This is a genomic window from Caballeronia sp. INML2 (assembly GCF_023631365.1).
Classification (GTDB): domain Bacteria; phylum Pseudomonadota; class Gammaproteobacteria; order Burkholderiales; family Burkholderiaceae; genus Caballeronia; species Caballeronia turbans.
This window is the reverse complement of sequence record NZ_JALQDH010000027.1, coordinates 39,467-64,708: the sequence shown is the minus strand read 5'-3', so window position 1 is coordinate 64,708 and position 25,242 is coordinate 39,467. Positions and strand designations below refer to the sequence as shown.

29 protein-coding genes are annotated in these 25,242 nt (G+C 63.4%); 15 read left to right on the top strand and 14 right to left on the bottom strand.

Going from position 1 to position 25,242, the window contains the following annotated elements:
* Positions 1 to 16 precede the first annotated feature (16 nt).
* Positions 17 to 520, top strand: coding sequence for an Lrp/AsnC family transcriptional regulator (locus tag NCT32_RS11245; RefSeq protein WP_061119413.1), 504 nt, complete (start codon positions 17 to 19; stop codon positions 518 to 520).
* Positions 521 to 524: 4 nt separating this feature from the next.
* Here NCT32_RS11245 and NCT32_RS11240 read toward each other — a convergent pair whose 3' ends face one another.
* Positions 525 to 1,037 (bottom strand): flavin reductase family protein, encoded by a 513-nt coding sequence (locus NCT32_RS11240; RefSeq protein ID WP_061119412.1) that lies wholly within the window; start codon positions 1,035 to 1,037, stop codon positions 525 to 527.
* A 320-nt stretch (positions 1,038 to 1,357) separates the two neighbouring features.
* Between NCT32_RS11240 and msrA the strand changes: the two genes are divergently transcribed.
* Positions 1,358 to 1,909, top strand: coding sequence for a peptide-methionine (S)-S-oxide reductase MsrA (gene msrA / locus NCT32_RS11235; RefSeq protein ID WP_250477050.1), 552 nt, complete (start codon positions 1,358 to 1,360; stop codon positions 1,907 to 1,909).
* Positions 1,910 to 1,916: 7 nt separating this feature from the next.
* Here the strand turns inward: msrA and NCT32_RS11230 are convergent, their stop codons facing one another.
* The 3 genes from NCT32_RS11230 to pdxH all read right to left on the bottom strand — a co-directional run bounded on the left by NCT32_RS11230 (position 1,917) and on the right by pdxH (position 4,945).
* Positions 1,917 to 2,987 carry a DUF72 domain-containing protein gene (locus tag NCT32_RS11230; protein ID WP_250490288.1) on the bottom strand — a complete coding sequence of 357 codons (1,071 nt, stop codon included), beginning with the start codon at positions 2,985 to 2,987 and terminating at the stop codon, positions 1,917 to 1,919.
* Positions 2,988 to 2,998: 11 nt separating this feature from the next.
* The gene (locus NCT32_RS11225; RefSeq protein WP_250477048.1) at positions 2,999 to 4,213 is read right to left on the bottom strand and encodes a cyclopropane-fatty-acyl-phospholipid synthase family protein; all 1,215 of its coding nucleotides are present in this window, start codon (positions 4,211 to 4,213) and stop codon (positions 2,999 to 3,001) included.
* A gap of 90 nt (positions 4,214 to 4,303) precedes the next feature.
* Positions 4,304 to 4,945 (bottom strand): pyridoxamine 5'-phosphate oxidase, encoded by a 642-nt coding sequence (gene pdxH, locus NCT32_RS11220; RefSeq protein WP_061119408.1) that lies wholly within the window; start codon positions 4,943 to 4,945, stop codon positions 4,304 to 4,306.
* A gap of 285 nt (positions 4,946 to 5,230) precedes the next feature.
* Between pdxH and NCT32_RS11215 the strand changes: the two genes are divergently transcribed.
* The gene (locus tag NCT32_RS11215; RefSeq protein WP_250477047.1) at positions 5,231 to 6,076 is read left to right on the top strand and encodes a ThiF family adenylyltransferase; all 846 of its coding nucleotides are present in this window, start codon (positions 5,231 to 5,233) and stop codon (positions 6,074 to 6,076) included.
* Positions 6,077 to 6,128: 52 nt separating this feature from the next.
* Here NCT32_RS11215 and trxA read toward each other — a convergent pair whose 3' ends face one another.
* Together trxA and NCT32_RS11205 are read right to left on the bottom strand one after the other, a co-directional pair.
* Positions 6,129 to 6,977 carry a thioredoxin gene (trxA, locus tag NCT32_RS11210; protein WP_250490287.1) on the bottom strand — a complete coding sequence of 283 codons (849 nt, stop codon included), beginning with the start codon at positions 6,975 to 6,977 and terminating at the stop codon, positions 6,129 to 6,131.
* 78 nt (positions 6,978 to 7,055) lie between these two features.
* Positions 7,056 to 7,955 (bottom strand): pirin family protein, encoded by a 900-nt coding sequence (locus tag NCT32_RS11205; protein ID WP_250490286.1) that lies wholly within the window; start codon positions 7,953 to 7,955, stop codon positions 7,056 to 7,058.
* Between the two features lie 174 nt (positions 7,956 to 8,129).
* On the opposite strand from NCT32_RS11205, the gene NCT32_RS11200 reads away from it, so the two are divergent.
* Both NCT32_RS11200 and NCT32_RS11195 read left to right on the top strand, forming a co-directional pair.
* A complete protein-coding gene (locus NCT32_RS11200) occupies positions 8,130 to 8,396 on the top strand; it encodes a hypothetical protein (protein WP_250490285.1) in 267 nt (88 codons plus the stop codon).
* 163 nt (positions 8,397 to 8,559) lie between these two features.
* Entirely contained in the window at positions 8,560 to 9,438 is an 879-nt protein-coding gene (locus tag NCT32_RS11195) for an EamA family transporter (RefSeq protein WP_061119437.1), read from the top strand.
* Positions 9,439 to 9,457: 19 nt separating this feature from the next.
* Here NCT32_RS11195 and NCT32_RS11190 read toward each other — a convergent pair whose 3' ends face one another.
* Together NCT32_RS11190 and tsaE are read right to left on the bottom strand one after the other, a co-directional pair.
* Positions 9,458 to 10,984 (bottom strand): N-acetylmuramoyl-L-alanine amidase, encoded by a 1,527-nt coding sequence (locus NCT32_RS11190; RefSeq protein ID WP_250490284.1) that lies wholly within the window; start codon positions 10,982 to 10,984, stop codon positions 9,458 to 9,460.
* A complete protein-coding gene (tsaE, locus tag NCT32_RS11185) occupies positions 10,966 to 11,553 on the bottom strand; it encodes a tRNA (adenosine(37)-N6)-threonylcarbamoyltransferase complex ATPase subunit type 1 TsaE (protein ID WP_061119402.1) in 588 nt (195 codons plus the stop codon). The genes NCT32_RS11190 and tsaE overlap by 19 nt, the downstream gene beginning before the upstream one ends.
* 18 nt (positions 11,554 to 11,571) lie before the next feature.
* Between tsaE and queG the strand changes: the two genes are divergently transcribed.
* From queG to plsY, 5 genes are all read left to right on the top strand, one after another.
* Complete coding sequence (gene queG / locus NCT32_RS11180) at positions 11,572 to 12,804, top strand: tRNA epoxyqueuosine(34) reductase QueG (RefSeq protein WP_250477042.1); 1,233 nt, start codon at positions 11,572 to 11,574, stop codon at positions 12,802 to 12,804.
* Positions 12,801 to 13,283, top strand: coding sequence for a methylated-DNA--[protein]-cysteine S-methyltransferase (locus tag NCT32_RS11175; protein ID WP_250490283.1), 483 nt, complete (start codon positions 12,801 to 12,803; stop codon positions 13,281 to 13,283). The genes queG and NCT32_RS11175 overlap by 4 nt, the downstream gene beginning before the upstream one ends.
* Positions 13,280 to 14,209 carry a site-specific tyrosine recombinase XerD gene (xerD, locus tag NCT32_RS11170; RefSeq protein WP_061119399.1) on the top strand — a complete coding sequence of 310 codons (930 nt, stop codon included), beginning with the start codon at positions 13,280 to 13,282 and terminating at the stop codon, positions 14,207 to 14,209. Before NCT32_RS11175 ends, xerD begins: the two co-directional genes overlap by 4 nt.
* 100 nt (positions 14,210 to 14,309) lie before the next feature.
* Positions 14,310 to 14,801, top strand: coding sequence for a Cys-tRNA(Pro) deacylase (gene ybaK, locus NCT32_RS11165; protein WP_250490282.1), 492 nt, complete (start codon positions 14,310 to 14,312; stop codon positions 14,799 to 14,801).
* Between the two features lie 36 nt (positions 14,802 to 14,837).
* Positions 14,838 to 15,473: a glycerol-3-phosphate 1-O-acyltransferase PlsY gene (gene plsY / locus NCT32_RS11160; RefSeq protein ID WP_061119397.1), complete on the top strand. Its 636-nt coding sequence runs from the start codon at positions 14,838 to 14,840 to the stop codon at positions 15,471 to 15,473.
* Between the two features lie 61 nt (positions 15,474 to 15,534).
* On the opposite strand, the gene NCT32_RS11155 is transcribed toward plsY, so the two are convergent.
* Positions 15,535 to 16,020 (bottom strand): YajQ family cyclic di-GMP-binding protein, encoded by a 486-nt coding sequence (locus NCT32_RS11155; RefSeq protein WP_061119396.1) that lies wholly within the window; start codon positions 16,018 to 16,020, stop codon positions 15,535 to 15,537.
* 100 nt (positions 16,021 to 16,120) lie between these two features.
* Between NCT32_RS11155 and murB the strand changes: the two genes are divergently transcribed.
* Positions 16,121 to 17,137, top strand: a complete 1,017-nt coding sequence (gene murB / locus NCT32_RS11150; RefSeq protein ID WP_250490281.1) for a UDP-N-acetylmuramate dehydrogenase — start codon at positions 16,121 to 16,123, stop codon at positions 17,135 to 17,137.
* Positions 17,134 to 17,448 (top strand): hypothetical protein, encoded by a 315-nt coding sequence (locus NCT32_RS11145; protein ID WP_250490280.1) that lies wholly within the window; start codon positions 17,134 to 17,136, stop codon positions 17,446 to 17,448. Before murB ends, NCT32_RS11145 begins: the two co-directional genes overlap by 4 nt.
* A 52-nt stretch (positions 17,449 to 17,500) precedes the next feature.
* Here NCT32_RS11145 and argF read toward each other — a convergent pair whose 3' ends face one another.
* Positions 17,501 to 18,430 carry an ornithine carbamoyltransferase gene (argF, locus tag NCT32_RS11140; protein WP_250490279.1) on the bottom strand — a complete coding sequence of 310 codons (930 nt, stop codon included), beginning with the start codon at positions 18,428 to 18,430 and terminating at the stop codon, positions 17,501 to 17,503.
* 517 nt (positions 18,431 to 18,947) lie between these two features.
* Here argF and NCT32_RS11135 point away from each other — a divergent pair.
* On the top strand, positions 18,948 to 19,286 hold the full coding sequence (locus NCT32_RS11135) for a DUF3579 domain-containing protein (RefSeq protein WP_061119393.1): 339 nt from the start codon (positions 18,948 to 18,950) through the stop codon (positions 19,284 to 19,286).
* A gap of 147 nt (positions 19,287 to 19,433) precedes the next feature.
* Here the strand turns inward: NCT32_RS11135 and rpsT are convergent, their stop codons facing one another.
* Complete coding sequence (gene rpsT / locus NCT32_RS11130; protein ID WP_061119392.1) at positions 19,434 to 19,712, bottom strand: 30S ribosomal protein S20; 279 nt, start codon at positions 19,710 to 19,712, stop codon at positions 19,434 to 19,436.
* A 368-nt stretch (positions 19,713 to 20,080) separates the two neighbouring features.
* On the opposite strand from rpsT, the gene murJ reads away from it, so the two are divergent.
* Entirely contained in the window at positions 20,081 to 21,631 is a 1,551-nt protein-coding gene (gene murJ, locus NCT32_RS11125) for a murein biosynthesis integral membrane protein MurJ (RefSeq protein ID WP_061119391.1), read from the top strand.
* A complete protein-coding gene (locus NCT32_RS11120; RefSeq protein ID WP_061119390.1) occupies positions 21,631 to 22,476 on the top strand; it encodes a SirB1 family protein in 846 nt (281 codons plus the stop codon). Before murJ ends, NCT32_RS11120 begins: the two co-directional genes overlap by 1 nt.
* A gap of 50 nt (positions 22,477 to 22,526) precedes the next feature.
* Here NCT32_RS11120 and NCT32_RS11115 read toward each other — a convergent pair whose 3' ends face one another.
* The 3 genes from NCT32_RS11115 to kdsB all read right to left on the bottom strand — a co-directional run bounded on the left by NCT32_RS11115 (position 22,527) and on the right by kdsB (position 25,234).
* On the bottom strand, positions 22,527 to 23,285 hold the full coding sequence (locus NCT32_RS11115) for a 3-hydroxyacyl-CoA dehydrogenase (protein WP_250490278.1): 759 nt from the start codon (positions 23,283 to 23,285) through the stop codon (positions 22,527 to 22,529).
* A gap of 204 nt (positions 23,286 to 23,489) precedes the next feature.
* On the bottom strand, positions 23,490 to 24,155 hold the full coding sequence (gene adk, locus NCT32_RS11110; RefSeq protein ID WP_250490277.1) for an adenylate kinase: 666 nt from the start codon (positions 24,153 to 24,155) through the stop codon (positions 23,490 to 23,492).
* A gap of 287 nt (positions 24,156 to 24,442) precedes the next feature.
* Positions 24,443 to 25,234 (bottom strand): 3-deoxy-manno-octulosonate cytidylyltransferase, encoded by a 792-nt coding sequence (gene kdsB, locus NCT32_RS11105; protein ID WP_250490276.1) that lies wholly within the window; start codon positions 25,232 to 25,234, stop codon positions 24,443 to 24,445.
* Positions 25,235 to 25,242 lie beyond the last annotated feature (8 nt).

Sequence of the window (25,242 nt, the reverse complement as noted above, 5' to 3'; positions counted from 1 at the left end):
GCTAGGGGACTCAAAAATGACCGGCTTCACGCTCGATGCAACGGATTGCCGAATTCTGGCGGTACTGCAGGAAGATGGACGGATCAGTAACCTGGACCTGGCGGAGCGCATTTCGCTATCGCCGTCGGCGTGCTTGCGCCGAATGCGCCTGCTGGAAGAGGAAGGCGTGATCGCGAGTTATCGCGCGTGCCTCGACCGCGAGCGGCTCGGCATCGAACTGGAAGCCTTCGTCCATGTCTCGATGCGCAACGACCAGGAAAACTGGCACGAGAAGTTCGCCGCGGCCGTGCGCGAATGGCCGGAAGTGGTCGGCGCGTTCGTCGTCACCGGCGACACGCACTACGTGCTGCGCGTGCTTGCGCACAACCTCAAGCATTACTCCGATTTCATTCTGTCGAAGCTCTACAAGGCGCCCGGCGTGATCGACATCCGCTCGAACATCGTGCTTCAGACGATGAAGGACGATGCGGGCGTGCCGGTCGCGCTGATCGAGCAGCCGGGACGCGCGCACACGCCCTGAGCGTTTATTCCAGCGGCCCCAGCGTATGGAAGCCGCCGGCATGGAAGACGAGCGGCGCGGTTTGCGTTGCGTCTTCGCGCACGCCGCAACGCTCCACTTCACCGACGAAGATCACGTGATCGCCTTCGTCGTAGCGGCTGCGGTTGTGGCATTCGAACCACGCGAGCGCGCCGTCGAGCACCGGCATGCCGGTGTCCCCGGCGGCGTGCGAGACGCCCGCGAAGCGGTCGCCCTTGACCGTGGCGAAACGCCGGCACAGGTCGAGCTGCGATGCCGCGAGCACGTTCACCACATAGTGGCTGTTCGCGCGGAACACTGGCATCGACGCCGATTTCGTCGCGAGGCTCCACAGTACGAGCGGCGGATTGAGCGATACCGAGTTGAACGAGCTTGCGGTGATCCCGATCAACTGGCCGGACGCGGTGCGCGTCGTGATGACCGTGACGCCGGTCGCAAACTGCCCGAGCGCGGCGCGGAACGCATTCGGGTCGAAATTCGGGGTTTTAGCGCGTGTCATTTGGCAGATGAGCAGGCAAATGGGCGGTCGAGTGTGTCGTGTGCTACCGAGCCGGCCGCGCGTCGCGCTTCAGTCGGAAGAACCTTTTCAGAAGTCATGTAAAAACTGGAGAATTGTGTCGATTCTATCGGAATCGGCAGTCGCCGACCGCCAACAGACCGTATTCCGGCAGCAAGTTTTCCGCCGCAAGGGGCTTTCTGCGCCGCCCGGCCAAACCCAGTAAGCTCGACTCATCGCGTCCGGAAGATTGAAGAATCGGCCGGGCGCATCAATATGCAGGATCCGCGGCGTGGCCGCATGCACTTGATGAGGAGTTGCGCATGATCCAACAGGCGAGACTTGAGACCGCGACGCTCGGCGGCGGATGTTTCTGGTGTACCGAAGCCGTGTTTCTCGCGGTGCAGGGCGTGGAGTCGGTCGAATCGGGCTATGCGGGCGGCAAAGTTGTGAATCCGTCGTACGAGCAGGTCTGCGATGGCGAAACCGGTCACGCGGAAGTGGTGAAGGTCGTGTTCGATCCATCGGTCATCGGTTATCGCGAAGTTCTCGAGATCTTCTTCGCGACGCACGATCCGACCCAGCTCAACCGGCAGGGCAACGATGTCGGCACGCAGTATCGCTCGGTCGTGTTCACGCATTCGGACGAGCAACGCAAGATCGCGCTTGACGTCATCGACGAACTGCAGCGCGAGGATGTCTACGGCGGCAAGATCGTCACGCAAGTCGTGCCGCTCGCCGACGACTATTATCCGGCCGAGGCGTATCACCAGAACTATTTTGCGCAGCATCCGAATCAGGGCTACTGCGCGGCGGTCGTCGGGCCGAAGGTCGCGAAATTTCGCAAGAAGTTCGCGCACCGCCTGAAGGCGTGATGCGCTTCTAGTCGCTCCGCGCGCGCTCGCATTCCTCCGCGATGCCGCGCGCGAGCTCGAAGCACGTGAGCGGCGCCGAGCCTTCCGCCTTGTTGTTCGCCGCGATCACCACCGGCTGGCCCGCGATGGCATAACGCGCGGCCAGCTCGGCGAGCGCCTCACGCGTGCCGCGATCTTCATCGACGATCTTGTCGAACGGCTCGTATTTCGCCTTCGCCTGTTCGTAGCGAAAGCCGCTGTGCAGACTCCAGCGCGCGATGAACGGTCCCATTCCTTCTTCGTCCAGCAACGCGAGCGCCTTCGCCTGACGGCGCACGTCCGGCATGCGCGCATGCACGCCGATGCAGTAGCGCACGTTCGCCTCGCGCAGCGCGCGGATGAAGCGTGGCGTGAGCATGACCGCGTCGCGGATCTCGACCGCGTAGCAAGACTCGCCTTCGAGCGGCGGCAGCGCTTGCAGAAACGCCGATAGCCGTTCGATGAAACTGGCCGGATCGACGATCATCGCTTCGGGCAGCGGCGAGAACTGGAACACGAGCGCGCCTGCTTTCGCGCCGAGACCGCCGATGCATGGCGTCACGAATTCATCGATGGCAATCTGCGCGTTCAGAAACGCAGGGTTTTCCGCGTCCGGCGTGCCGCGCTCCCCGCGGATGAAGGCATCGGTGACGGAGGCGGGCGCCTTGACGATGAAGCGGAAGTGCGCCGGCACCTGCGATGCGTAGCGCGCGTATTCAGCGAGCGACAGCGGCGCGTAGAACGAGCGGTCGATCGACACGCTTTTCAGGAGCGGATGCGCGCCGTAGGCGCTGAGACCGTCGCGGGAAAGCTTCGTGTTCGAGTACTCGTCGCCATAGACGATGCCGCGCCATCCCGGAAACGACCATGTCGATGTGCCGAGATGGATTGCATCCGGCAGGCGCTTCGCGAGGGCTTCGAGTTCGGGCTGCAAGGGCGCGGGCAGCACGCCGCACGGCTTTGGCGGCTTTCGTGCCTCCGCAGGCTCCGCCGAAGCAGCGTTTGCAGGCACGCCGAAAAGATCGAACTGATCTTCCGGCTCCCCCGCTTCGATATGCATTGATTCGCGGTTCAGAGCGCCTTCTCGTAGATATACCGCCGCGACCACGGCAGCGTCTTCGCGCTTCGCCCCGCCTTGCGGCAGATCACCTGATAGATCGACACGTCGTCGTTCTCGAACGCATACGCGCAGCCCGCGAGGTACACGCGCCAGATGCGGAAGTGCTCATCGTCGACGAGCTTCTTCGCTTTCTCCGCGTTTTCCTCGAACCTGTCGGCCCAGATGTCGAGCGTATGCGCGTAGTGCCGCCGCAGGCTTTCGACGTCGATCGCTTCCAGCCCGCCGCGCTGCATGCTTTCGAGCGCGAGGCTGATGTGCGGCAGCTCGCCGTCGGGGAACACGTATTTGTCGATGAATTCGCCGCCGCCGAGCGAAGTCTCGCCGCTGTCGGCATCAGACGACGTGATGCCGTGATTCATCGCGATGCCGTCATCGACGAGCAGATCGCGGATTCTCGCGAAGTATCCCGCAAGATTCTTGCGCCCGACATGCTCGAACATGCCGACGCTCGTAATGCGGTCGAACTGCCCCGGGATGTCGCGATAGTCCTGCAGGCGAATCTCGATTCGATCTTCGAGCCCCGCCGCCTTGACGCGCTCGGTCGCGAGCTTGAACTGGTTCTCGGAGAGCGTGACACCTACGCATTTCGCGCCGAACTTCTGCGCCGCGCGGATCACGAGCGCGCCCCAGCCGCAGCCGATATCGAGCAGACGATGACCCGGCTGAAGCTGAATCTTCGTGAGGATGTGGTCGATTTTCTTGAGCTGCGCGGTGTCGATGTCTTCGTCGCCGTTCTCGAAGTACGCGCACGAATAGACCATGTTCTTGTCGAGCCACAGTGCGTAAAACTCGTTCGACACATCGTAGTGGTACTGAATGGCCTTCTTGTCCGACGTCTTCGAGTGATTGAAGTAGCGCCGCACGCGGGCGAGCTTGCTTGCGCTCGTCACCGTGTTCTTCGCGAGCGAATAGCCGATGTTGATGATGTCGGACAGCTTGCCCTCGATATCGATCTTGCCCTTGACGTAGGCTTCGCCGAGATTGTCGAGACTCGGTTCGAGCAGATAAGGCAGCGCGGTCGCGCTCTTCACGTGCAGCGTCACCCGAGGAGCGGCGAACTGGCCGAAATCGTGCTGCTGGCCATCCCAGAGCACGAGCCGCGCAGGCAAATTGGCCCGGTCGCGCACTTCCTCAACCCACTGCGTCAGCTTCTTCTCCCAGAACATGCTTGTTTCTCCGCGCTAAAGAAAATCAAGGGAAGGCTCCCGCCTTCATGTTCGTTGCCGTTGCGATCTCGGTTGCTGCCAGTGCTCGCGTTACGGCGCGAGTCTCATGATTCGCCACGGCGCGCCCGCGTCATCACGCGTATAGACGATGCGATCGTGAAGGCGCGACGGGCGTCCCTGCCAGAATTCGATGGTATCGGGCACGAGGCGATAGCCGCCCCAGTGCGGCGGGCGCGGCGGCGCGTCGCCGTATCTGGCGACCATCTCGCGTTCGCGCGCTTCCAGCGCTTCGCGGCTTTCGAGCGGCTGGCTCTGATCCGATGCCCACGCGCCGATGCGCGAGCCGAGCGGACGCGACGCGTAATACGCATCGCTCTCCTCATCGCTCGTCTTTTCGACGCGGCCCTCGATGCGCACTTGGCGCTCGAGCTCGATCCAGTGGAACAGCAGGCTCGCCGCGGGATTGGCGGCGATCTCGCGGCCCTTGCGGCTATCGTAATTGGTAAAAAAAACAAATCCGCGCTCATCGGCGCCCTTGATGAGCACGATGCGGGCGGATGGACGACCTTGCGAATCGACGGTCGCAAGTGTCATGGCATTCGGTTCGGGCAGTTTCGCATCGAGCGCCTGGGCGAACCAGGTGTGAAACTGGTTCACCGGGTTCGGGTCGACGTCGGTGGCATCGAGCGCGCCGCGCGAATAATTTTTGCGAAGGTCTGCGAGAGTCGTCATTTTTATGCAAGCGCTACAGTCGGGTCAGTATAGCCAAGGTGAAACGATCTTGCCCTGATTAACCCATGGACCTGTTGCGTGCCGGCGGGTGCGGCGCTTGCAGCTATCACGTCCAAGGTTTCGATAAGGCAGAATACGCAATTCGCCCGCATTTTGCATGATCGAGCGCACAGGTTTGCGCACTCGACAGCCGCCTGTAAGCCTTGATTGACGCCGCACAACGGGCGCCGCATTTTGCGAGCTTTTAGCTTGCTTTCAACGTACCCGGCCTTATCGACGCACGCCATGAACGCTTCAACCGAAACTGCTCTCACACCGACCGCCGCATACGCCGCCGACCGCGACCGACGCTTCGGCGGCATCGCGCGTCTGTACGGCGCGCCCGCGCTCGCCGCGTTCGAAAGGGCGCATGTCGCGGTGATCGGCATCGGCGGCGTCGGCTCGTGGGTCGCCGAGGCGCTCGCGCGCAGTGCTGTCGGAAAGCTGACGCTGATCGATCTCGACAATGTCGCCGAAAGCAACACGAATCGGCAGATTCACGCGCTCGACGGCAACTACGGCAAGGCGAAAGTCACGGCTATGGCCGAGCGCATCAAGCTGATCGATCCGGCTTGCGACGTGCGGCAGATCGAGGACTTCGTCGAGCCCGGCAATTTCGACGCGACGCTCGGCAGCGGCTTCGACTATGTCGTCGATGCGATCGACAGCGTGCGCACCAAAACCGCGCTCATCGCGTGGTGCGTGGCGCGCAGGCAGGCGCTCATCACCGTCGGCGGCGCGGGCGGGCAACTGGACCCGACGCGCATTCGCATCGACGATCTCGCGCTCACCATTCAGGACCCGCTGTTGTCCAAAGTACGCGGCCAGTTGCGCAAGCTGCACGGTTTTCCGCGGGGACCGAAGGCGCGTTTCAAGGTGAGCGCGGTGTATTCGGACGAACCGCTGATCTATCCGGAAGCGCCCGCGTGCGATATCAGCGAAGGCGCCGAGCATCTCGAAACCGGCGCGGGCTATTCCGGGCCGGTCGGTCTCAATTGCGCGGGCTTCGGATCGAGCGTCTGCGTGACGGCGAGCTTCGGCTTCGCGGCCGCCGCGCATGTGCTGCGCGATCTGGCGAAGCGCGCGGCCTGAAACGAAAAACGGCCAGCTTTAATAGCTGGCCGTTCTTCGTTGAAGCCGACGATCAGTTGATCGCCGCGCTCAGCTTGCGCCGCCATTGCGACACGAGATCCGGCTGATTCGCGGCGAGCTCGAACACCGAAAGCATCGTCTTGCGGCCGACATCGTCCATGAAGGCACGATCGCGCACGACGATCGCGAGCAGATGCTCCAGCGCCCCGCCGTAATCGCGGCCCGCGATCAGGCGATTGGCGAGCGCGAAGCGTGCTTCGAGATCGTCGGGGTTCGCGTTGACCGCGTCGATGAGCGCGTCGGCGGGCGGCAGATCCGCTGCTGCATCGGTGGCGTCGAGTTCGGTCTTCAGCGCGTTGTAACGTGCATCGATGCCTTGCGTCGTCTTCGGCGATAGCAGCTTGTCCTCTTCCTTCGCCTCGTCGATGCGGCGTTCCGCGATCAGCCATTCGATCAGGTCGAGGCGTGCGTCGTCGTAACCGGGATCGAGCGCGAGCGCGGCCTTGATCGTGTCGATCGCTTCCTTGCGCCTGCCCGCGGCCCATGCAGTTTGCGCGGCGTGACGCTCGGCGTCGGCGCCTTCAGGCACGAGCCGGTCGAGGAATGCACGCAACTGGCCTTCCGGCAGAACGCCGATGAACTGATCGACCGGGCGGCCCTCCGCGAACGCGACCACGTGCGGAATACTGCGCACCTGAAAGTGCGCGGCGAGCTCCTGATTTTCGTCGACGTTCACCTTGACGAGCTTCCACTTTCCCGCGGCTTCGGCTTCGAGTTTCTCCAGCATCGGCCCGAGTGTCTTGCACGGGCCGCACCAGGGCGCCCAGAAATCAACGAGAACGGGCGCGAGCATCGACGCGTTGATGACGTCGTGCTCGAAGGTGGCGAGGGTCGTATCCATGCGTTTTCTCCTAATGCTTGCGGTCTATCCCAATCAGTTAGGGACGATCCGCGTGACTCTCAAGCGCGCACGCAGGCCTCATGCCTCGGGCGCGCGATTTTCCCGGCGCTGTGGCGGCAGCGGAATGAACTCGGTCTCGCCGGGCACGTGTCCCATGCGCTGCTCGCTCCATGCGAGCTTGGCCGCGTCGATCTTCTCGCGCGAGCTGGACACGAAGTTCCATTCGATGAAGCGCGAGCCGTCGAGCGGCGCGCCGCCGAGCAGCATCGCGACCGCGCCGCTCCTGCTGTGCAGCTTCACATCCGCGCCCGGCGTGAGCACGGCCATCTGCTGTTCGGGCAGCGATTCGGCGTCGATCGACAAATCGCCGCTCACGAGATAGACGCCGCGTTCCTCGTGCTCGGTGTCGAGCGTGATCGCGCTGCCGGCCGCGAACTGCGCGGCGACATAGAGCGTCGGCGAGAACGTGCGAGTGGGCGCTTTTGCGCCGAACGCCGCGCCCGCGATCACGCGCAGCGTGACGCCGTCGCGCTCGATTTGCGGCAGCGCGGACGCCGCGTGATGCTCGAAGGCAGGCTCGATGTCCTCGCTCGCCACCGGCATCGCGACCCACGTCTGGATGCCGTGCATCGTCTGGCCGGAGGCGCGTTCTTCATCGGGCGTGCGTTCGGAATGGACGATGCCGCGGCCCGCGGTCATCCAGTTCACGTCGCCGGGCACGATCTTCTGAACCGAACCGACGCTGTCGCGATGCATGATCGCGCCGTCGAACAGATACGTTACCGTCGCCAGTCCGATATGCGGATGCGGGCGCACATCGAGTCCCTTGCCGGGCACGAGCGTTGCGGGACCGATGTGGTCGAAAAAAATGAAGGGTCCGACGGTGCGCGCCGCGAGCGCGGGCAGGACGCGCCGCACCATGAGGCCGCCGACGTCGTGTTCGTGGGGCTTGAGCAATGCGCGGATCGGCGAAGGCATGGCAGGTTCCGATGGGAAGATCGCGCGCCGGAATGGCGCGTGTCTGAGTCGATTCTACCGGCCGATGCCGCGCGGCGCAGACGTGCCGCCGAGGCTCTCGTTTTTTACGTCGCCGCGCTTTTCAGTACGCGTGCGGCTTCACGCAACTTCCGCAACCTCGATAGGAGCTTCGCCATGAGCAAGAACAAACTGTTGATCGCCATTACCACGGGTCTTTTCACCGCCACCGCCGCAACGGGTGCATTCGCGCAAACTTCGTCGGGCAATTCGTCGGCGGCGATGGGCAACGACACCGCTGGCGCGGCCACCGACAATTCGGCGGCCCCCACGACACATAAGAAGCACAAGATGCACAAGCAATCGGCGCATACGTCGACCAAGAAGACACCCGCCGCGGAAACCGGCAATGACTCCGGGACGGAAACAGGGCAGAGCAAGTAAGGACCCGTTCCGACACTCCGAGGAAAGCGCTCGCGCCGTTTGCCCGGCGCGGGCGCTTTTTTGCGTCCTTCGTCGCGCCGCGCAGCTTTTGACAAGCCTGCCGCCACACGCTCCGCTACACTTTACGGCTCGCCAACGACGCACATGAGACGGGGGAAGGGTGATGTCGCCTAAGGATTTGCTGATCGCATCGGTGGTCATTGTCGCGTGGGGCGTCAATTTCGTCGTCATCAAACTTGGCTTGCACGGTGTGCCGCCGATGCTGCTCGGCGCGCTGCGCTTCGCGCTCGCCGCCGTGCCGGTGGTCTTCGTAAAACGCCCGCAAATACCGCTGCGCTGGCTGTTCGCCTACAGCCTCACCATTTCCCTCGGGCAATTCGCACTGCTCTTCTACGGCATGTATGTGGGGATGCCGGCGGGACTCGCGTCGCTCGTCTTACAGGCGCAGGCGTTTTTCACGCTCATTTTCGCGTCGATGTTTCTCGGCGAGCGCATCCGCGCGGCGAACGTCGCCGGACTCGTGATCGCGGCGGCGGGGCTCGCGCTGATCGGCATGCGCGGTGGCCAGGCGATGACTCTCGCCGGTTTTCTCTTCACGCTCGCCGCTTCCGCGATGTGGGCGCTCGGCAATGTCGCGACGAAGCGCATGGGCAAGGTCGATCTGCTTTCGCTCGTCGTGTGGGGCAGCCTGATTCCGCCGCTGCCGTTCCTCGCGCTCTCGCTGATCTTCGAAGGGCCTGCGCGCATCGAGGCGAGTCTCGCGTCCATCCCGCTCGTTTCCGTGTTCGCGATTCTCTACCTCGCGTTCATCGCGACGATCGTCGGTTACAGCCTGTGGGGGAAGTTGCTCGCGCGCTACCCGGCGGGAAGCGTTGCGCCGTTTTCGCTGCTCGTTCCGGTGATCGGGCTCGCGTCGGCCGCGGTGTTTCTCGGCGAGGGGCTGAGCGCCGCGCAAGTGGTCGGCGCGGCGCTCGTGATGGCGGGACTGGTGGTGAACGTGTTCGGCGCCCGGCTCGTCCAGCGACTCTTGCCGGCGCGCTGAACGGAGCAGGGCACGCGTCTTACGTCATGCGGCTCTTCGCGAGCGGCGGATTCGCCGCGAAGTAGCGCTTGATGCCCTTCATGATCGCGTTGGCCATCTTGTCGCGATAGGCGTCGTCGTTCAGGCGCGTTTCCTCGTCCGGGTTGCTGATGAACGCGGTCTCGACCAGGATCGACGGAATGTCCGGCGCCTTCAGCACGGCGAAACCGGCCTGTTCGACCGAGCCCTTGTGCAACTTGTTGATGCCGCCGATCTCATTCAGCACGAAGCTGCCATAGCGCATCGAGTCGCGGATCTGCGCGGTCGTCGACATGTCGAAGAGCGCGCGGTTGACGCTCGCGTCCTGCGACTTCACGTTGATGCCGCCGACCTGATCCGACGAGTTCTCCTTGGCCGCCATCCAGCGCGCGGCCGCGCTCGACGCGCCATGCTCCGACAACGCGAACACGGACGAGCCGCGGGCGTCCGGTGAGGTGAACGCATCCGCGTGAATCGACACGAACAGGTCGGCAGAGACGCGCTGCGCCTTCTGCACGCGCACGTTGAGCGGCACGAAGAAGTCGGCGTCGCGGGTCATCATCGCGCGCATGTTGGGCTGGGCGTCGATCTTCGCGCGCAGCTTCTTCGCGATGTCGAGCGCAATGTGCTTCTCGTACGTGCCCTGGCCGCCGATCGCGCCGGGGTCCTCGCCGCCGTGACCCGGATCGATCGCGACCGTGAGCAGGCGCGTCGTGCCGGTGCCCTGCTTGGGCGCCGAGAAAGTGTATTGATCGTTGTCGTCGTCCTTCTGGGCTACGACCGGCGGCGACGGAACGCGCGGCTTGGCGGCGGGCTTCGGCGCGGGCGGCGCGAGCGGCGCGGACGGTGCGGTTCCTGCCGGCGCATCGTTCTGCGCGTACTTCTGGAAGAACTCGTCGGTGGAATCGGGCGTCGTCGGTTTCTGCGGCGTGGCCGGGCCGGAGAGCGTGGCGGGCGGCGGCGCGGACGGATTGGGATTCGCGCGGTCGAGCGCCTCCTGCTTGCGCTCGGTCTGGGCGAGCAGTTCCATCAATGGATCGGGCGCGACGGCAGGATACAGGTCGAACACGAGCCGGTATTTATAGCTGCCGATGGGACCCAGGGTGAACACCTGCGGCTTCACCGATCCTTTCAGGTCGAACACCATGCGCACGACATGCGGCTGATACTGCCCGATGCGCACTGCCTGAATCTGCGGATCGTTCGGCGTGATCTTCGAGACGAGATCCCGCAGCGACTGATCGAGGTCGATGCCGGAGAGATCGACGACGAGCCGGTCCGGTCCCTGCAAGAGCTGGTTGGCGTTCTGGAGCGGCTGGTCCGATTCGATCGTCACACGGGTGTAATCGCGCGCGGGCCATACACGCACGCCGAGCACGCTGCTCGCGTGCGCGAGCTTCGGTCCGACGAGCGCGAGCGCGAGCGTCGAGGCGCCTGCGCGCAGCACCTGGCGGCGGCGCCAGTTGTGCGGCGCGTGGGCCGCAGCTTCGATCGAATGAAATGGCTTGATCAACATCTTTCGAGACATGACTTTCCTGTTTCGCTGAACGCCCGCGCGGTCAGCACGCGGCCTTCTTCTTCGTTCGAATTGCACGGCGAGCCGTGCTCGCCCGGCAGCGATAGCTGGAACACGAGGTCCGGCACACCGAGCAGGCCGCCCGCCTGTTGCGGCCACTCGACGAGGCACAGCGCGCCCGCATCGAAATATTCGCGGAAGCCGGCATCGGCCCATTCGGCCGGATCGGCGAAGCGATAGAGATCGAAGTGATAAACGTCGAGCGGGCCGCTTTCGATGACGAGCGAGTACGGTTCGACGAGCGTATAGGTCGGGCTCTTCACGCGGCCGGCGTGGCCGAGCGCGCGCAGTGTGGCGCGCACGAGCGTGGTCTTGCCCGCGCCCAGGTCCCCGATCAACTGGACCTGCAGACCGTGGAATCGTTCAGACGAAGTCCGCGATGCAAAGAGGCGCGTGGTGTCGATGGCGTGCGCGAAGCGTTCTCCGAAAGCGAGCGTCGCGGCTTCGTCGCGCAGGTCGAAGCGGCGTTCGAGAAGCGCGGGAGGAAGGTCTTGCGTCGTTCGTGCGGGGCTTTCGGGCATTGCTCGTAAAATGTCGTGATGAACCGATTGCCGGAACATTCCGTTGAAGTCACGACCGCGTCCTGCGACGCTGCCGCTGAATCTGTTTCAGAGCCTCGCGTTTTCGATATCGATGAAAACGCGCTGGCGGAACTCGCGCAACGCATCAAGGTGTGGGGGCGCGAGCTGGGGTTCGGTGCGGTCGGCATCAGCGATATCGACCTGGCGGATGCCGAGAAAGGCCTCACTGATTGGCTCGAAGCAGGCTATCACGGCGAAATGAATTATATGGCCATACATGGGATGAAACGCGCAAGACCGGCCGAGCTTGTGGCCGGAACGCGACGCGTCATCACCGTGCGCATGGCCTATCTGCCGGCGCAAACGCTCGCGAAAACCGGCGATGAAAGTGTCGCGACAGCCGATGGTCAGAAGAACGACTGGCGCGCGATCGAATGGTCGAGGCTCGCGAAGCCATCGCAAGCGATGGTCTCCATCTATGCGCGCGGCCGCGACTATCACAAGGTCATGCGCAATCGCCTTCAGCAACTGGCCGAGCGCATCGAGAAGGAAATCGGGCCGTTCGGGCATCGTGCGTTCACGGATTCCGCGCCGGTGCTGGAAGTCGCGCTCGCGCAGAAGGCGGGCAACGGCTGGCGCGGCAAGCATACGCTGCTGCTCGATCGCGATGCCGGCTCGCTCTTCTTTCTCGGCGAGATCTTCGTCGATGTCCCGTTGCCCGTCGATCCGCATCCCGAGCGCGAGGGCGCGCATTGCGGGCAGTGCACGCGCTGCATCGGCGCATGTCCGACGGGCGCGATCGTCGCGCCGTATCGCGTGGATGCGCGGCGCTGCATCTCGTATCTGACGATCGAACTGCACGGCAGCATCCCCGAAGACATGCGTCCGCTGATCGGCAATCGCGTCTATGGCTGCGACGACTGCCAGCTCGTGTGTCCGTGGAACAAGTTTGCGCAGGCCGCGCCCGTCGCGGATTTCGACGTCCGGCACGGGCTCGATCGCGCGACGCTCGTCGAACTGTTTGCATGGAGCGCCGCGGATTTCGACACGCGCATGCAGGGCAGCGCGATCCGGCGCATCGGGCATGAGCGCTGGCTGCGCAACATCGCGGTCGCGATGGGCAATGCGTTGCGCGCGTCCGGGCTGGATGCGGGCGAACGCCAGGCAATCGTCGACGCATTGGAGGCGCGTGAGGACGATCCGTCCGAACTCGTCCGCGAACACGTTCGGTGGGCACTGGAGCAATCATGACGAGCATTTCGTTCGATGCCGTGATCGACGCGCCGTTCGGCAAAGTGGGCATTCGCGCCGATGCGCAGTCGGTGCGCGAGATCGTGTATCTGCCCGGCGATGTCGACATCATCGAGCCGCGAACGCCGCTCGCCCAGGAAGCCGCCGCGCAGATCCGCCGCTACTTCGACACGCCGTCGATGCATTTCGACCTGCCGCTCGCGATCCGCGGCACCGTGTTTCAGCAGCGTGTATGGCAGGGCATCGGCGCCATCCCGGCCGGGCATGTCTGGACCTACGGCCAGCTCGCGCGCGAGATCGGCAGCGTGCCTCGCGCGGTAGGGCAGGCGTGCGGCTCCAATCCCCTGCCGATCGTGATACCGTGCCACCGGGTAGTGGCATCGGGCGGGATCGGCGGCTTCGCGCATCATCCCGGCGACGGTTTTTATCGCAACGTGAAGCGCTGGCTGCTGGCGCATGAAGGTGTACGGATCGCATGACGAGCGCAACGACCGAGGCAATACAAAAACCGGAACTGACCGCGAGTCAGGGCGCGATCGATCTCTTTTGCGATGCGCTCTGGCTCGAACACGGGCTCGCGAAAAACTCGCTCGAAGCGTACCGGCGCGATCTCAAGCTGTTCGCCGAATGGCTCGGCACGACGCGCGGCGCATCGATCGATGCCGTCACCGAAGCCGACATGAACGGCTACATGGCCGCGCGCCGCGGCGACAAGGCGACGTCCGCGAACCGGCGCCTGTCCGTCTTTCGACGCTACTACGCGTGGGCGCTGCGCGAGCACCGCGTGTCCTCCGATCCAACGCTGAAGCTCCGTTCGGCCAAGCAGCCTCCGCGCTTTCCTTCGACGCTCAACGAGGCGCAAGTCGAAGCGCTGCTCGGCGCGCCCGACGTCGAGACTCCGCTCGGCCTGCGCGATCGCACGATGCTCGAGCTGATGTACGCGAGCGGTCTGCGCGTGACCGAGCTCGTGACGCTGAAAACGGTCGAGGTCGGCTTGAACGAAGGTGTCGTGCGCGTGATGGGCAAAGGCTCGAAGGAGCGCCTGATCCCGTTCGGCGAGACGGCGCACGCCTGGCTCGAACGCTATCTGCGCGAAGCGCGTGCGGCGCTGCTCGGCGCGCGTTCCGCCGATGCGCTTTTCGTGACCGCGCGCGGCGAAGGCATGACGCGTCAGCAGTTCTGGAACATCATCAAGCGCCATGCGTTGAAGGGCGGTGTGCATGCGCCGCTCTCGCCGCACACGCTGCGTCACGCGTTCGCGACGCATCTGCTCAATCACGGCGCGGATTTGCGCGTCGTGCAATTGCTGCTCGGCCACTCGGACATCTCGACGACGCAGATCTACACGCACGTCGCGCGCGAGCGTTTGCAGAAGCTGCATCGCGAGCATCATCCGCGCGGATAAATCGCTTCATTGTCGAACGATCGTGCCACGGTGGCACGCCGCTAAACACTCGGCCGAATGGCCAATGGTGAGGCGGGAAACACGCCGCTACAATGCGTCCATGTCGAAAGCCAAACATGTGTCCGAAACGCCTGCGACCCAATTTCTGCGCCGTCACAAGGTCGAGTTCGGCGAGCATCCCTACGATTACGTCGAGCACGGCGGCACGGAGGAATCCGCGCGGCAACTGGGCGTGGACGAGCATCGCGTCGTCAAGACGCTCGTGATGGAGGACGAGCACGCGAAGCCGCTCATCGTCCTCATGCACGGCGACCGCACCGTGTCCACGAAGAACCTCGCGCGGCAAACGGGCGCGAAGCGCATCGAGCCGTGCAAGCCGGAAGTGGCGAATCGGCATTCGGGTTTTCTCGTGGGCGGCACGTCGCCGTTCGGCACGAAGAAAGCGATGCCGGTGTACGTCGAATCGAGCATTCTGGAGCTCGACCGGATCTACCTGAACGGCGGGCGGCGCGGCTATCTCGTGAGCCTGAAGCCGTCCGTTCTGACTGAATTGCTCGACGCAAAGCCCGTGCAGTGCGCGAGCGTCGATTAGAATGCGTTCCGCTCTCGCCACAACTGAAAAGACACCATGATTTTTCTGATCGTCGCCGTCGTGTCCTATTTGATCGGCTCGATTTCATTCGCCGTCGTCGTGAGTCACGCGATGGGACTGGCCGATCCTCGCTCGTACGGCTCGGGCAATCCCGGCGCGACCAATGTGCTGCGCACCGGCAACAAGAAGGCCGCGATCCTCACGTTGATCGGCGACGCGTTCAAGGGCTGGCTGCCCGTGTGGATCGTCGCGAACTTCGGCGCGAGCTTCGGCTGGGACAGCGCCGGCATCAACACGGCCACGGCGCTCGCGGCCATTGCGGTCTTCCTCGGGCATCTGTACCCGGTTTTCTTCCGATTTCAGGGCGGCAAGGGCGTCGCGACGGCGGCCGGCGTGCTGCTCGCGATCCATCCGGCGCTCGGTATCGCGACGCTGCTCACCTGGCTGATCATCGCGTTCTTCTTCCGCTATTCGTCGCTGGCGGCGCTCGTCGCGGCCGTGTTCGCGCCGTTCTTTCAGGTATTCCTGTTCGGACCGAGCCGCATCTCGCTCGCCGTCCTCGCAATGAGCCTGCTGCTCATCTGGCGGCATCGCGCCAATATCTCGAAGTTGCTGGCGGGGAAGGAAAGCCGCATCGGCGAAAAGAAGGAAGCGGCGCAAGCGCCCGAATAAAGCAAAAAAGCCGTTCCGGCGCGAACCGGAACGGCTTTTTCACTTCTGAAGCGGCAACGAATCAGTCGCGGAAGTTGTTGAAGTCGAGCGGCGTGTCCGTGACTTCCTTCTTCAGCAGCGCGATGGCGCTTTGCAGGTCGTCGCGCTTCGTGCCTTGCACGCGCACGGCATCGCCCTGAATGCTCGCCTGAACCTTGATCTTGCTGTCCTTCACGATCTTGACGATTTTTTTCGCCAGATCGCCCGACACGCCTTTCTTTACCGTGACGACTTGCTTCAGCTTGTCGCCGCCGATCTTCTCCTGCTTGCCGTAGTCGAGAAAACGCACGTCGACGCCGCGCTTGGCGAGCTTGTTCAGCAGAACGTCCTTCACCTGGCCGAGCTTGAAATCGTCGTCGGCGTAGAGCGTGAGTTCGCGCTCCTTTTGCTCGACGCGTGAATCCGAGCCTTTAAAGTCGAAGCGCGTCGAGATTTCCTTGTTCGACTGCTCGATCGCGTTCTTTACTTCGATCATGTTTGCTTCGCTGACGACGTCAAACGATGGCATCTGTCTTTCTCCTTCATTGAGGCGAGCGCGCTGCGGAAGCGCGGCTCGCGCAATCGCTATAATCACGGACCTGTCGTCATTCTACCGACGCGCCTCGCTCATGTCGCTCCAGCTTCTCTCCGATTTCTCTCTGCTCGCCCACAACACGTTCGGCTTCGATGCGCGCGCGCGTCATGCGATGCACATCGATTCCGTCGACGCGGCCGTCGCGCTCGCCACCGATCCTCGCATCGCGAACATGCCGCAACTCGTGCTCGGCGGCGGCAGCAATATCGTGCTGACGGGCGATTTCGACGGCGTCGCGCTGATCGTCGGCATCACCGGGAAACGCTTGATCGGCGAAGACGACGATGCGTGGCTCGTCGAAGCCGGCGCGGGCGAGAACTGGCATGGGTTCGTCGCCTGGACGCTGGCACACGGCATGCCGGGCCTCGAAAACCTCGCGTTGATTCCGGGCACGGTCGGCGCGGCGCCGATTCAGAACATCGGCGCTTACGGGCTCGAAATGGGCGAGCGCTTCGAGCGGCTCAGCGCGGTCGAACTCGCGACCGGCGAACGTGCGGACTTCGATCGCGCCGCGTGCGCCTTCGGTTATCGCGACAGCTTCTTCAAGCGGGCAGGGCGCGGGCGCTTCATGATCACGTCGGTGGTATTCAGGTTGCCGAAAGCGTGGACGCCGCGCGCCGACTATGCCGATGTCGCTCGCGCGCTCGAAGCCGCGGCGAAACCGGATGCACAGGCTATTTTCGATGCGGTCGTCGCCGTGCGCCGCGCCAAGCTGCCCGATTGGACCGTGCTCGGCAATGCGGGTAGCTTCTTTAAGAATCCCGTCGTGAGCGCGACGGCATTCGAGACGCTGAAACAGCGCGAACCCGGCGTCGTTTCATACAGCCAGGCGGACGGACAAGTGAAACTCGCGGCGGGCTGGCTGATCGACCAATGCGGCTGGAAAGGGCGCGGCATCGGCGGGGCTGCGGTGCATGACCGTCAGGCGCTCGTTCTCGTGAATCGCGGCGGCGCGACGGGCGCGCAAGTGCTGGAACTCGCCGAAGCCATCAAGCGCGATGTGCTCGCGCGCTTCGGCGTCGATCTGGAGATGGAACCGGTCTGCCTTTGATTCCCGATGCGCAGACAAAACCGCCGGACGAAAGTGCGGCGGTTTTTTCACATTCAGCGACCGGCGAATTACGCGCTGCGCTTGTGGCGTGCGCGTTTTCCGCGATGCGCATGTGCAGGGTGTTCAGCTTGATGAAGCCGCCGGCGTCGGCGTCGCGCGCGATTCGAAGGGAAACGCTGTTCGACAAGACCGACCGACACGCTGCGCTTGTAGAGCTTCGAGCGCACCCAGCCGTTGACCTTTTCCTGCGTGTGATCGAAGTGAGCGGAAAAAACGCTCTTTTTTACAGCAAAAACGCCGCGCTTCCGTGATTTTGGGAGTCGCGGCTCATCATCGATGGCGCCAATTTCGCCCGGTATCCGCTCAGTGATTGAGCTTGCCGAGCAGGAGATACTCCATCAGCGCCTTCTGGACGTGAAGACGGTTCTCCGCCTCGTCCCAGACCACGCTCTGCGGGCCGTCGATCACTTCCGCGCTCACTTCCTCGCCGCGATGCGCGGGCAGGCAGTGCATGAAGAGCGCGTCGGGATTGGCTCGCGCCATCATTTCCGCATCGACGCAATAGTCGGCGAACGCCTTCATGCGCGCGTCGTTCTCGGCTTCGAAGCCCATGCTCGTCCAGACGTCCGTCGTGACGAGATCGGCGCCCGCACACGCTTCGTTCGGATCGTCGAACTCTTCGTAGAACGGCTTGCTTTCCTCGGAGACGAGCGCGGGATCGAGCTTGTAGCCCAGTGGCGTCGCGAGGCGCAACTTGAAGCCGAGGATGTGCGCGGCCTCAATCCATGTGTAGAGCATGTTGTTCGCGTCGCCGACCCACGCGACAGTCTTGCCGTGAATCGGACCGCGATGCTCGTAAAACGTGAAGATGTCAGCGAGCACCTGACACGGGTGATATTCGTTCGTCAGCCCGTTGATGACCGGCACCCGCGAGCTTTCGGCGAAGCGCTGGATGATGTCCTGGCCGAACGTGCGGATCATGATGATGTCGACCATGCGCGAGATGACCTGCGCCGAATCCTCGATCGGCTCGCCGCGGCCGAGTTGCGTGTCGCGCGTGTTCATGAAGACAGCGTGGCCGCCGAGCTGGAAAATGCCCGCTTCGAAGGAGAGACGCGTGCGCGTCGAACTCTTCTCGAAGATCATCGCGAGCGTGCGGTCGTGCAGGGGATGATAGGTCTCGTAGTTCTTGAACTTGCGCTTCAGGATGCGCGCGCGTTCGAGCACGTACTCGTAGTCGTCGAGCGAAAAATCCTTGAACTGAAGATAGTGGCGAATTTTCTTGGCGGTCATGAAACGCAAGCGGCGGCTTCGAACCGGCCGCTTCGCTAACAGGCGTCAGGGCCGGACGGCGCCGCCGTCGTGAGTGGTATCGCATTTGAGCATAAAGGATTTTGCGATGTTTGACGAGGCTGGCCAAAAGGACGATGGCGAGCGCGCAAGCCGTACCCGTGACTTCGTAGTGCCCCTAATGGACGCGCCCGATGTCTGTGTGCGCTGCGGAAAAGAGGTCGCTGCTGTATAATTGCGCTCGCTCGTTTCAACAGTTCTGCAACATTCAGCACCGTTTCACGCGCATCTGCGGCGAAGGGTTCCAAGAATCCGGTCGGCGTAACCTTGCGCGTTTCGATTTCGCGGTGGATGGCCCAGTGCTGTCGAGTCCGCCATTCCTGCCGCGGGCGCGGACGGTTCCAACGGAATCGACTCGCGCGAAACCGCCCGGCGTGCTTCCTGCGCCTGCCATTGCGGTTCCCTGCGTCAGGCATGTGCGTCCCGGTGCGCGTCACCGGCCGTCAAAAGGTATTTCTACATGGCTGAAACATCTCCTACCGAATACTTCATACAGGGCATCACCAAGAACGGGAGGAAGTTTCGGCCGAGCGACTGGTCCGAGCGCCTGTGCGGTGTGATGTCGGGATTCGGCCCCAAGGCGAAAGGGCCCAACGCCCGTCTGCAATATTCCATCTACGTGCGTCCGACGATGATCGGCGACATCAAGGTCGTGATCGTCGATTCGCGCCTGCGCGACATCGAGCCGATGGCCTTCGACTTCGTGCTGAACTTCGCAAAGGACAATGACCTGCTCGTGACCGAGGCGTGCGAGCTGCCGCCGCATCACGGCACGCAGACCCAGCAGCAACAGCCCTGAAACATCGAAGAATGAGCAGACGCAAAAAAGCCCGCCGAAGCGGGCTTTTTCGTTACTGCGCAGCGGAAACAGGAAGCTGCTTCGGCGAACGCTCCGTCAACGAAAACGCATGATGACCGGAGAGCGCCCGCCAGAAGCGAGCCGGAATTACTGGGCAGCGGGGGCCTGCAGGCCCTTGATGGCTGCAGCCAGGCGGCTCTTGTGGCGAGCGGCCTTGTTCTTGTGGACGATCTTCTTGTCCGCGATGATGTCCATCGTCTTGACCGACGACTTGAACACTTCGGCGGCCTTGGCCTGATCACCGGCATCGATAGCCTTGCGAACTGCCTTGATGGCCGTGCGGAACTTCGAGCGCAGCGCCGAGTTGTGCGAGTTTGCTTTGGCGGCCTGACGGGCGCGCTTGCGAGCTTGAGCGGAATTTGCCATGACGGTTTCCTTGTCCTGTTTCTGCTGTTACTTGTCCGGCGCGCGCGGCCGACGAAGGCCTTGAAAAGCCCTGACGCGGGCACTCGAGCGCGCTGCCTTTTGATCTGAAATCCCGGGAACGATTGCCCGAGAACCTCTAAAACATCGCCGGCCAGAGCCGGAAAAGACGCGAAGCTACGCAATCCAATAGACTTTTGGAGCCTCGAAACCGGAAATTATAGCAAGGTAATATGAGACGTGACAAGCGCGGCGTGGATTGCGCCGCCGCCGGGCGATTTGATGCAATTGGTCAATCCTTCGCCATTGGACGCCAGCAGCAAGCGCAGTCTGATGGGCGCGCCGCACGTGGCCCGTATAATAAGCGCCCCATGAATCTATTCCGAGCCCTCCTGACGGTCAGCGGCTTCACGCTGCTGTCGCGCGTGACCGGCCTGATCCGCGAAACGCTGATCGCCCGAGCTTTCGGCGCCAGTCTCTATACCGACGCGTTCTATGTCGCGTTCCGCATTCCCAACTTGCTGAGGCGCCTCTCCGCGGAAGGTGCGTTCGCGCAGGCGTTCGTCCCGATCCTTGCCGAGTTCAAGAACAGCAAGGGCCACGATCCGACCAAGGCGCTCGTCGACGCGATGTCGACCGTGCTCACGTGGTTTCTCGTCGTGCTGTCGCTGGCCGGCATGGCGGGCGCGAGCTGGGTCGTCTATGCGGTTGCGTCCGGGCTCCGGCACGAAGGCATCGGATACACGCTTGCCGTCGAGATGACGCGCATCATGTTTCCGTACATCGTCCTCATTTCGATGACGACGCTCGCCTCCGGCGTGCTCAACACGTACAAGCAGTTTTCGCTACCCGCGTTCGCCCCCGTGCTCTTGAACGTCGCGTTTATTTTCGCGGCAGTGTTCGTGGCGCCGCATCTGAAGGTGCCGGTCTACGCGCTCGCCTACGCGGTGATCGTCGGCGGCGTTCTGCAATTGCTCGTGCAACTGCCCGGCCTGAAGAAGATCGACATGACGCCGCGCGTCGGGTTGAACTTCAGGCGCGCGCTCGCGCATCCGGGCGTCAAGCGGGTGCTGCTGAAGATGGTCCCGGCCATGTTCGCGGTGTCGGTCGGGCAGTTGAGCCTCATCATCAACACGAATATCGCGTCGAACATCGGGGCGGGCGCCGTGTCGTGGATCAACTACGCCGACCGCCTGATGGAATTTCCCACCGCGCTGCTGGGCGCGGCGCTGGGCACGATCCTGCTGCCGAGCCTCTCGAAAGCGCACGTCGACGCCGACAACGACGAATACTCCGCGCTGCTCGACTGGGGCCTGCGCATCACGTTCCTGCTGGCCGCGCCGAGCGCGATCGCGCTCTTCTTCTTCGCCGAGCCGCTCACCGCGACGCTCTTTCACTATGGCAAGTTCGACAGCCATTCCGTCGTGATGGTCGGCCGCGCGCTGGCGGCGTACGGGATCGGGCTGATCGGGCTCATCCTCATCAAGATTCTCGCGCCGGGTTTCTATGCGAAGCAGGACATCAAGACGCCGGTGAAGATCGCGGTCTTCGTGCTGATCATGACGCAGGTGAGCAACTACATCTTCGTGCCGATTTTTTCGCATGCGGGTCTGACGCTCTCGATCGGCCTCGGCGCGCTCGCCAACGCGCTCCTGTTGTTCGCGGGCCTGCGCCGCCGCAAGATCTACCAGCCGTCGCCGGGCTGGCTGCGCTTTTTCGTGCAACTGATTGGCGCGTGCCTGATTCTTGCGGGCGCGATGCATTGGGTGACGATCAATTTCGACTGGATCGGCATGCGCGCGACGCCGTTCCTGCGCATCGCGCTGCTCGGCGCGAGTCTCGTCGTGTTCGCCGCGCTATATTTCGGTATTCTGTCCGCGATGGGCTTCAAGTACGCCTATTTCAAGAGACGCACGCTTTGATGACGACAACGCGTATCCTCGACTACTTCTCTTCGCTGATGGCAGATGACGACAGCCTTCCGCTCACGGAAGCGGCTTTGTCGCTCGCGCAGGACGCGTATCCCGATCTCGACATGCAGGCCGCGCTCGCGGAGATCGACGAACTGGTCGTGCGCGCCCGCCGCCGCATGCCCGAGGACGCAAGCGTCAAGCAGAAAGTCGATGCGCTCAATCGATACTTCTTTCGCGAACTGGGTTTTTCCAGCAATCTCAACGATTACTACGATCCCGACAACAGCCATCTGAACGTGGTGCTGCGCCGGCGTCGCGGCATTCCGATTTCGCTCGCGGTGGTCTATCTGGAAATGGCCGAGCAACTCGGATTGCCGGTGCGCGGCGTGTCGTTTCCGGGGCATTTCCTGCTGCGCGTCGCCACGCCGGGCCACGATCTGATGCTCGATCCGACGACCGGTCAGACGCTTTCCGAAGCGCAGATGGTCGAGATGCTGGAGCCGTATGTGCAGCGCGTGGGCGAATCGATCGGCAGCGCGCTGCGCGTGCTGTTGCAACCCGCGACGCGGCGCGAGATCGTCGCGCGCATGCTGCGGAATCTGAAGGGCGTCTACTTGCAGACGGAACGCTGGCAGCGTCTGCTCGCGGTTCAGCAGCGGCTCGTGATCGCATTGCCGAACAGCATCGAGGAAGTACGCGATCGTGGCTTCGCGTATGCGCGTCTGGATTATCTGCGGCCGGCGCTCGAAGATTTGCAGCGTTACATCGAGATGCGCCCGGATGCCGAGGACGCGACGGTCGTCGAAACCGAGCTGCATGAGCTGCGGCAGCGCACGCAGCACAACGGCGACTGAACGCGGACGGCGGACTTCGAAAGAAGCCCGCCGTTTTCACATCCGAAGCGTCATTTCGGCTGCATGCGGATCGCGCCGTCGAGACGGATCACTTCGCCATTGAGCATCGGGTTATCGAAGATCTGCTTGACGAGCATGGCGTATTCGTCCGGCTTTCCGAGACGCGGCGGGAACGGCACCATCGCCCCGAGCGCGTCCTGCACTTCCTTCGGCATGCCGAGCAGCATCGGCGTTTCGAACAGCCCCGGCGCGATCGTCATCACGCGGATGCCGCTCTTGCTCAGATCACGCGCGATCGGCAGCGTCATGCCTGCCACGCCGCTCTTGGACGCCGCATAGGCCGCCTGGCCGATCTGCCCGTCATATGCCGCGACCGACGCCGTGTTCACGATCACGCCGCGCTCGCCCGTATCGTTGGTTTCGTTCTTCGACATCACGGCGGCCGCGAGCCGGATCATGTTGAAGGTGCCGATGAGGTTGACTGCAACGACTTTCGAGAACAGGTCGAGCGCATGCGGACCGTCGCGACCGACCGTCTTCGCCGCCGGCGCGATGCCCGCGCAGTTCACGAGGCCGCGCAACGTGCCGAGGCTCGACGCGGTATCGACGGCGCGCTGACCATCGCTTTCCTGGCTCACGTCGCATTTGACGAACGCGCCGGACAGCTCTTTAGCGAGCGCTTTGCCCGCCGCTTCGTTCATGTCGGCGAGCACGACCTTGCCGCCTTGCGCCGCGATGACCCGCGCCGTTGCCGCGCCGAGTCCCGACGCGCCGCCGGTAATCAGAAAGACATTGCCTTGCATCTCCATGATTCTTCTCCTTTATGTGATTCGTGCGTGCGAGGGCCGGGGTACAGGCCGCTCGCGCCGATGTCGTCCTCGTGGGAAACGCGTCGATTGTAGCGAAGCCGCACGCTGCAAATTCGCACGATGGTCATGCGAATTCATACGCGAGGGCGTAAAAAAACCCGCTCGTCGAGAGCGGGTTTTTCCTGGCGTGATGCCTCGCGCGCTTTACTTTAGCGCCTCGAACACACGCGTGCGGATTTCATCGACGGTGCCGAGACCCGAGATCTTGCGATACGCCGGCGCCTTCAGGCCGTTCGGCGCTTCGCCGGTCTTCGCCCAGTCGTTGTAGTACGCGATCAGCGGCTTGGTCTGCGCGACGTACACCTCGAGACGCTTCTTCACGGTTTCTTCCTTGTCGTCGTCGCGCTGGATCAGTGGCTCGCCGGTGACGTCGTCGGTCATGTCGACTTTCGGCGGATTGAACTTGACGTGATACGTGCGTCCCGATGCCGCATGCACGCGGCGGCCGCTCATGCGGGTGATGATCTCGTCGAAGGGAACATCGATCTCGAGGACGTAGTCGATCGCCACGCCGGCATCCTTCATGGCTTCGGCTTGCGGCAGCGTGCGCGGGAAGCCGTCGAACAGATAGCCGTTCTTGCAGTCGTCCGCCTGCAGGCGTTCCTTCACGAGATTGATGATGAGCGAATCCGGCACCAGTTCGCCCGCGTCCATGTAGCGCTTCGCCTCGACGCCGAGCGGCGAGCCTGCCTTGACGGCTGCGCGCAGCATGTCGCCGGTCGAAATCTGCGGAATGCCAAATTTCTCCTTGATGAAGTTTGCCTGGGTGCCCTTGCCCGCACCGGGTGCGCCCAACAGGATCAAACGCATGGTGATCTCTCCGAATCGTCTATAAACCGCTTCAAGCCGCGAGGCTGATTTGACATCCGGTGCTTGGCTCGTGCGGCGTCGACGACAGGGCGCGCGCCCGAAAGGGAGACGGCGGGCACCTGCGGACAGCGGCGCAACGTTGAGCGTGGCGCTGACCGGAAGGCTCGCGCAATCGCTTGATTATGCCACGGCTCTTTACGATCGCGACCGTAATAACGCGGATAGAAAACGCCACAAACCCCGCCAATTGGGCGTCGGCGGGGTTTACACGGGTTGTGCGGCGGCGCTCAGTCGGCTCTGGAGAAGAGCGCCTGTACGCGCTCGAGATCGGCCGGTGTATCGACGCCGGGCGGCGGCGCGTCTTGCGTCACGCGCACCGCGATGCGCTCGCCGTGCCACAGCGCGCGCAGTTGCTCGAGCGCTTCGGCGGCTTCGATCGGCGCTTGCGCAAGCGTCGGGAAGTCGCGGAGAAATTTCGCGCGATACGCGTAAAGCCCGATGTGGCGCAGCACGTTCTCCGGCACGGAAGGCAGCTTTGCCAGCGCGGCGACATCCGGCCAGTGCGGCTGCCAGACATCGCGCGTCCACGGAATCGGCGCGCGCGAGAAGTAGAGCGCGACGCTCTTCGCATCGAGCACGACCTTCACCACGTTCGGATTGAATACGTCTGCGGGATCGTGGATCGGATGCGCGGCCGTCGCGATCGCACACTCGGGATGCGCCGACAGGTGCGCGGCGACATCGCGCACGAGTTGCGGATCGATGAGCGGCTCGTCGCCCTGCACGTTGACGACGATCGCGTCATCGTCCCAGCCGAGACGCGTCGCCACTTCGGCGAGACGGTCCGTGCCGGTGGGATGATCCGAGCGCGTCATCATCACTTCGATACCGTGATCGCGCACGGCTTCGACCACGCGATCGGAATCGGTGGCGACGAGCACCTGGCTCGCGCCGGATTCGCGCGCGCGCTCGGCGACGCGCACGACCATCGGCTTGCCGCCGATATCGGCGAGCGGTTTGTTCGGCAGGCGGGTGGAAGCAAGACGCGCCGGAATGACCGCGATGAACGGAACGGACATGTCAGCGC

Bases quoted from the DNA above. Each gene is read 5' to 3' on its own strand.
- NCT32_RS11245 (WP_061119413.1), top strand. From the start codon at position 17: ATGACCGGCTTCACGCTCGATGCAACGGATTGCCGAATTCTGGCGGTA.
- NCT32_RS11240 (WP_061119412.1), bottom strand. From the start codon at position 1,037: ATGACACGCGCTAAAACCCCGAATTTCGACCCGAATGCGTTCCGCGCC.
- msrA (WP_250477050.1), top strand. From the start codon at position 1,358: ATGATCCAACAGGCGAGACTTGAGACCGCGACGCTCGGCGGCGGATGT.
- NCT32_RS11230 (WP_250490288.1), bottom strand. From the start codon at position 2,987: ATGCATATCGAAGCGGGGGAGCCGGAAGATCAGTTCGATCTTTTCGGC.
- NCT32_RS11225 (WP_250477048.1), bottom strand. From the start codon at position 4,213: ATGTTCTGGGAGAAGAAGCTGACGCAGTGGGTTGAGGAAGTGCGCGAC.
- pdxH (WP_061119408.1), bottom strand. From the start codon at position 4,945: ATGACGACTCTCGCAGACCTTCGCAAAAATTATTCGCGCGGCGCGCTC.
- NCT32_RS11215 (WP_250477047.1), top strand. From the start codon at position 5,231: ATGAACGCTTCAACCGAAACTGCTCTCACACCGACCGCCGCATACGCC.
- trxA (WP_250490287.1), bottom strand. From the start codon at position 6,977: ATGGATACGACCCTCGCCACCTTCGAGCACGACGTCATCAACGCGTCG.
- NCT32_RS11205 (WP_250490286.1), bottom strand. From the start codon at position 7,955: ATGCCTTCGCCGATCCGCGCATTGCTCAAGCCCCACGAACACGACGTC.
- NCT32_RS11200 (WP_250490285.1), top strand. From the start codon at position 8,130: ATGAGCAAGAACAAACTGTTGATCGCCATTACCACGGGTCTTTTCACC.
- NCT32_RS11195 (WP_061119437.1), top strand. From the start codon at position 8,560: ATGTCGCCTAAGGATTTGCTGATCGCATCGGTGGTCATTGTCGCGTGG.
- NCT32_RS11190 (WP_250490284.1), bottom strand. From the start codon at position 10,984: ATGTCTCGAAAGATGTTGATCAAGCCATTTCATTCGATCGAAGCTGCG.
- tsaE (WP_061119402.1), bottom strand. From the start codon at position 11,553: ATGCCCGAAAGCCCCGCACGAACGACGCAAGACCTTCCTCCCGCGCTT.
- queG (WP_250477042.1), top strand. From the start codon at position 11,572: ATGAACCGATTGCCGGAACATTCCGTTGAAGTCACGACCGCGTCCTGC.
- NCT32_RS11175 (WP_250490283.1), top strand. From the start codon at position 12,801: ATGACGAGCATTTCGTTCGATGCCGTGATCGACGCGCCGTTCGGCAAA.
- xerD (WP_061119399.1), top strand. From the start codon at position 13,280: ATGACGAGCGCAACGACCGAGGCAATACAAAAACCGGAACTGACCGCG.
- ybaK (WP_250490282.1), top strand. From the start codon at position 14,310: ATGTCGAAAGCCAAACATGTGTCCGAAACGCCTGCGACCCAATTTCTG.
- plsY (WP_061119397.1), top strand. From the start codon at position 14,838: ATGATTTTTCTGATCGTCGCCGTCGTGTCCTATTTGATCGGCTCGATT.
- NCT32_RS11155 (WP_061119396.1), bottom strand. From the start codon at position 16,020: ATGCCATCGTTTGACGTCGTCAGCGAAGCAAACATGATCGAAGTAAAG.
- murB (WP_250490281.1), top strand. From the start codon at position 16,121: ATGTCGCTCCAGCTTCTCTCCGATTTCTCTCTGCTCGCCCACAACACG.
- argF (WP_250490279.1), bottom strand. From the start codon at position 18,430: ATGACCGCCAAGAAAATTCGCCACTATCTTCAGTTCAAGGATTTTTCG.
- NCT32_RS11135 (WP_061119393.1), top strand. From the start codon at position 18,948: ATGGCTGAAACATCTCCTACCGAATACTTCATACAGGGCATCACCAAG.
- rpsT (WP_061119392.1), bottom strand. From the start codon at position 19,712: ATGGCAAATTCCGCTCAAGCTCGCAAGCGCGCCCGTCAGGCCGCCAAA.
- murJ (WP_061119391.1), top strand. From the start codon at position 20,081: ATGAATCTATTCCGAGCCCTCCTGACGGTCAGCGGCTTCACGCTGCTG.
- NCT32_RS11120 (WP_061119390.1), top strand. From the start codon at position 21,631: ATGACGACAACGCGTATCCTCGACTACTTCTCTTCGCTGATGGCAGAT.
- NCT32_RS11115 (WP_250490278.1), bottom strand. From the start codon at position 23,285: ATGGAGATGCAAGGCAATGTCTTTCTGATTACCGGCGGCGCGTCGGGA.
- adk (WP_250490277.1), bottom strand. From the start codon at position 24,155: ATGCGTTTGATCCTGTTGGGCGCACCCGGTGCGGGCAAGGGCACCCAG.
- kdsB (WP_250490276.1), bottom strand. From the start codon at position 25,234: ATGTCCGTTCCGTTCATCGCGGTCATTCCGGCGCGTCTTGCTTCCACC.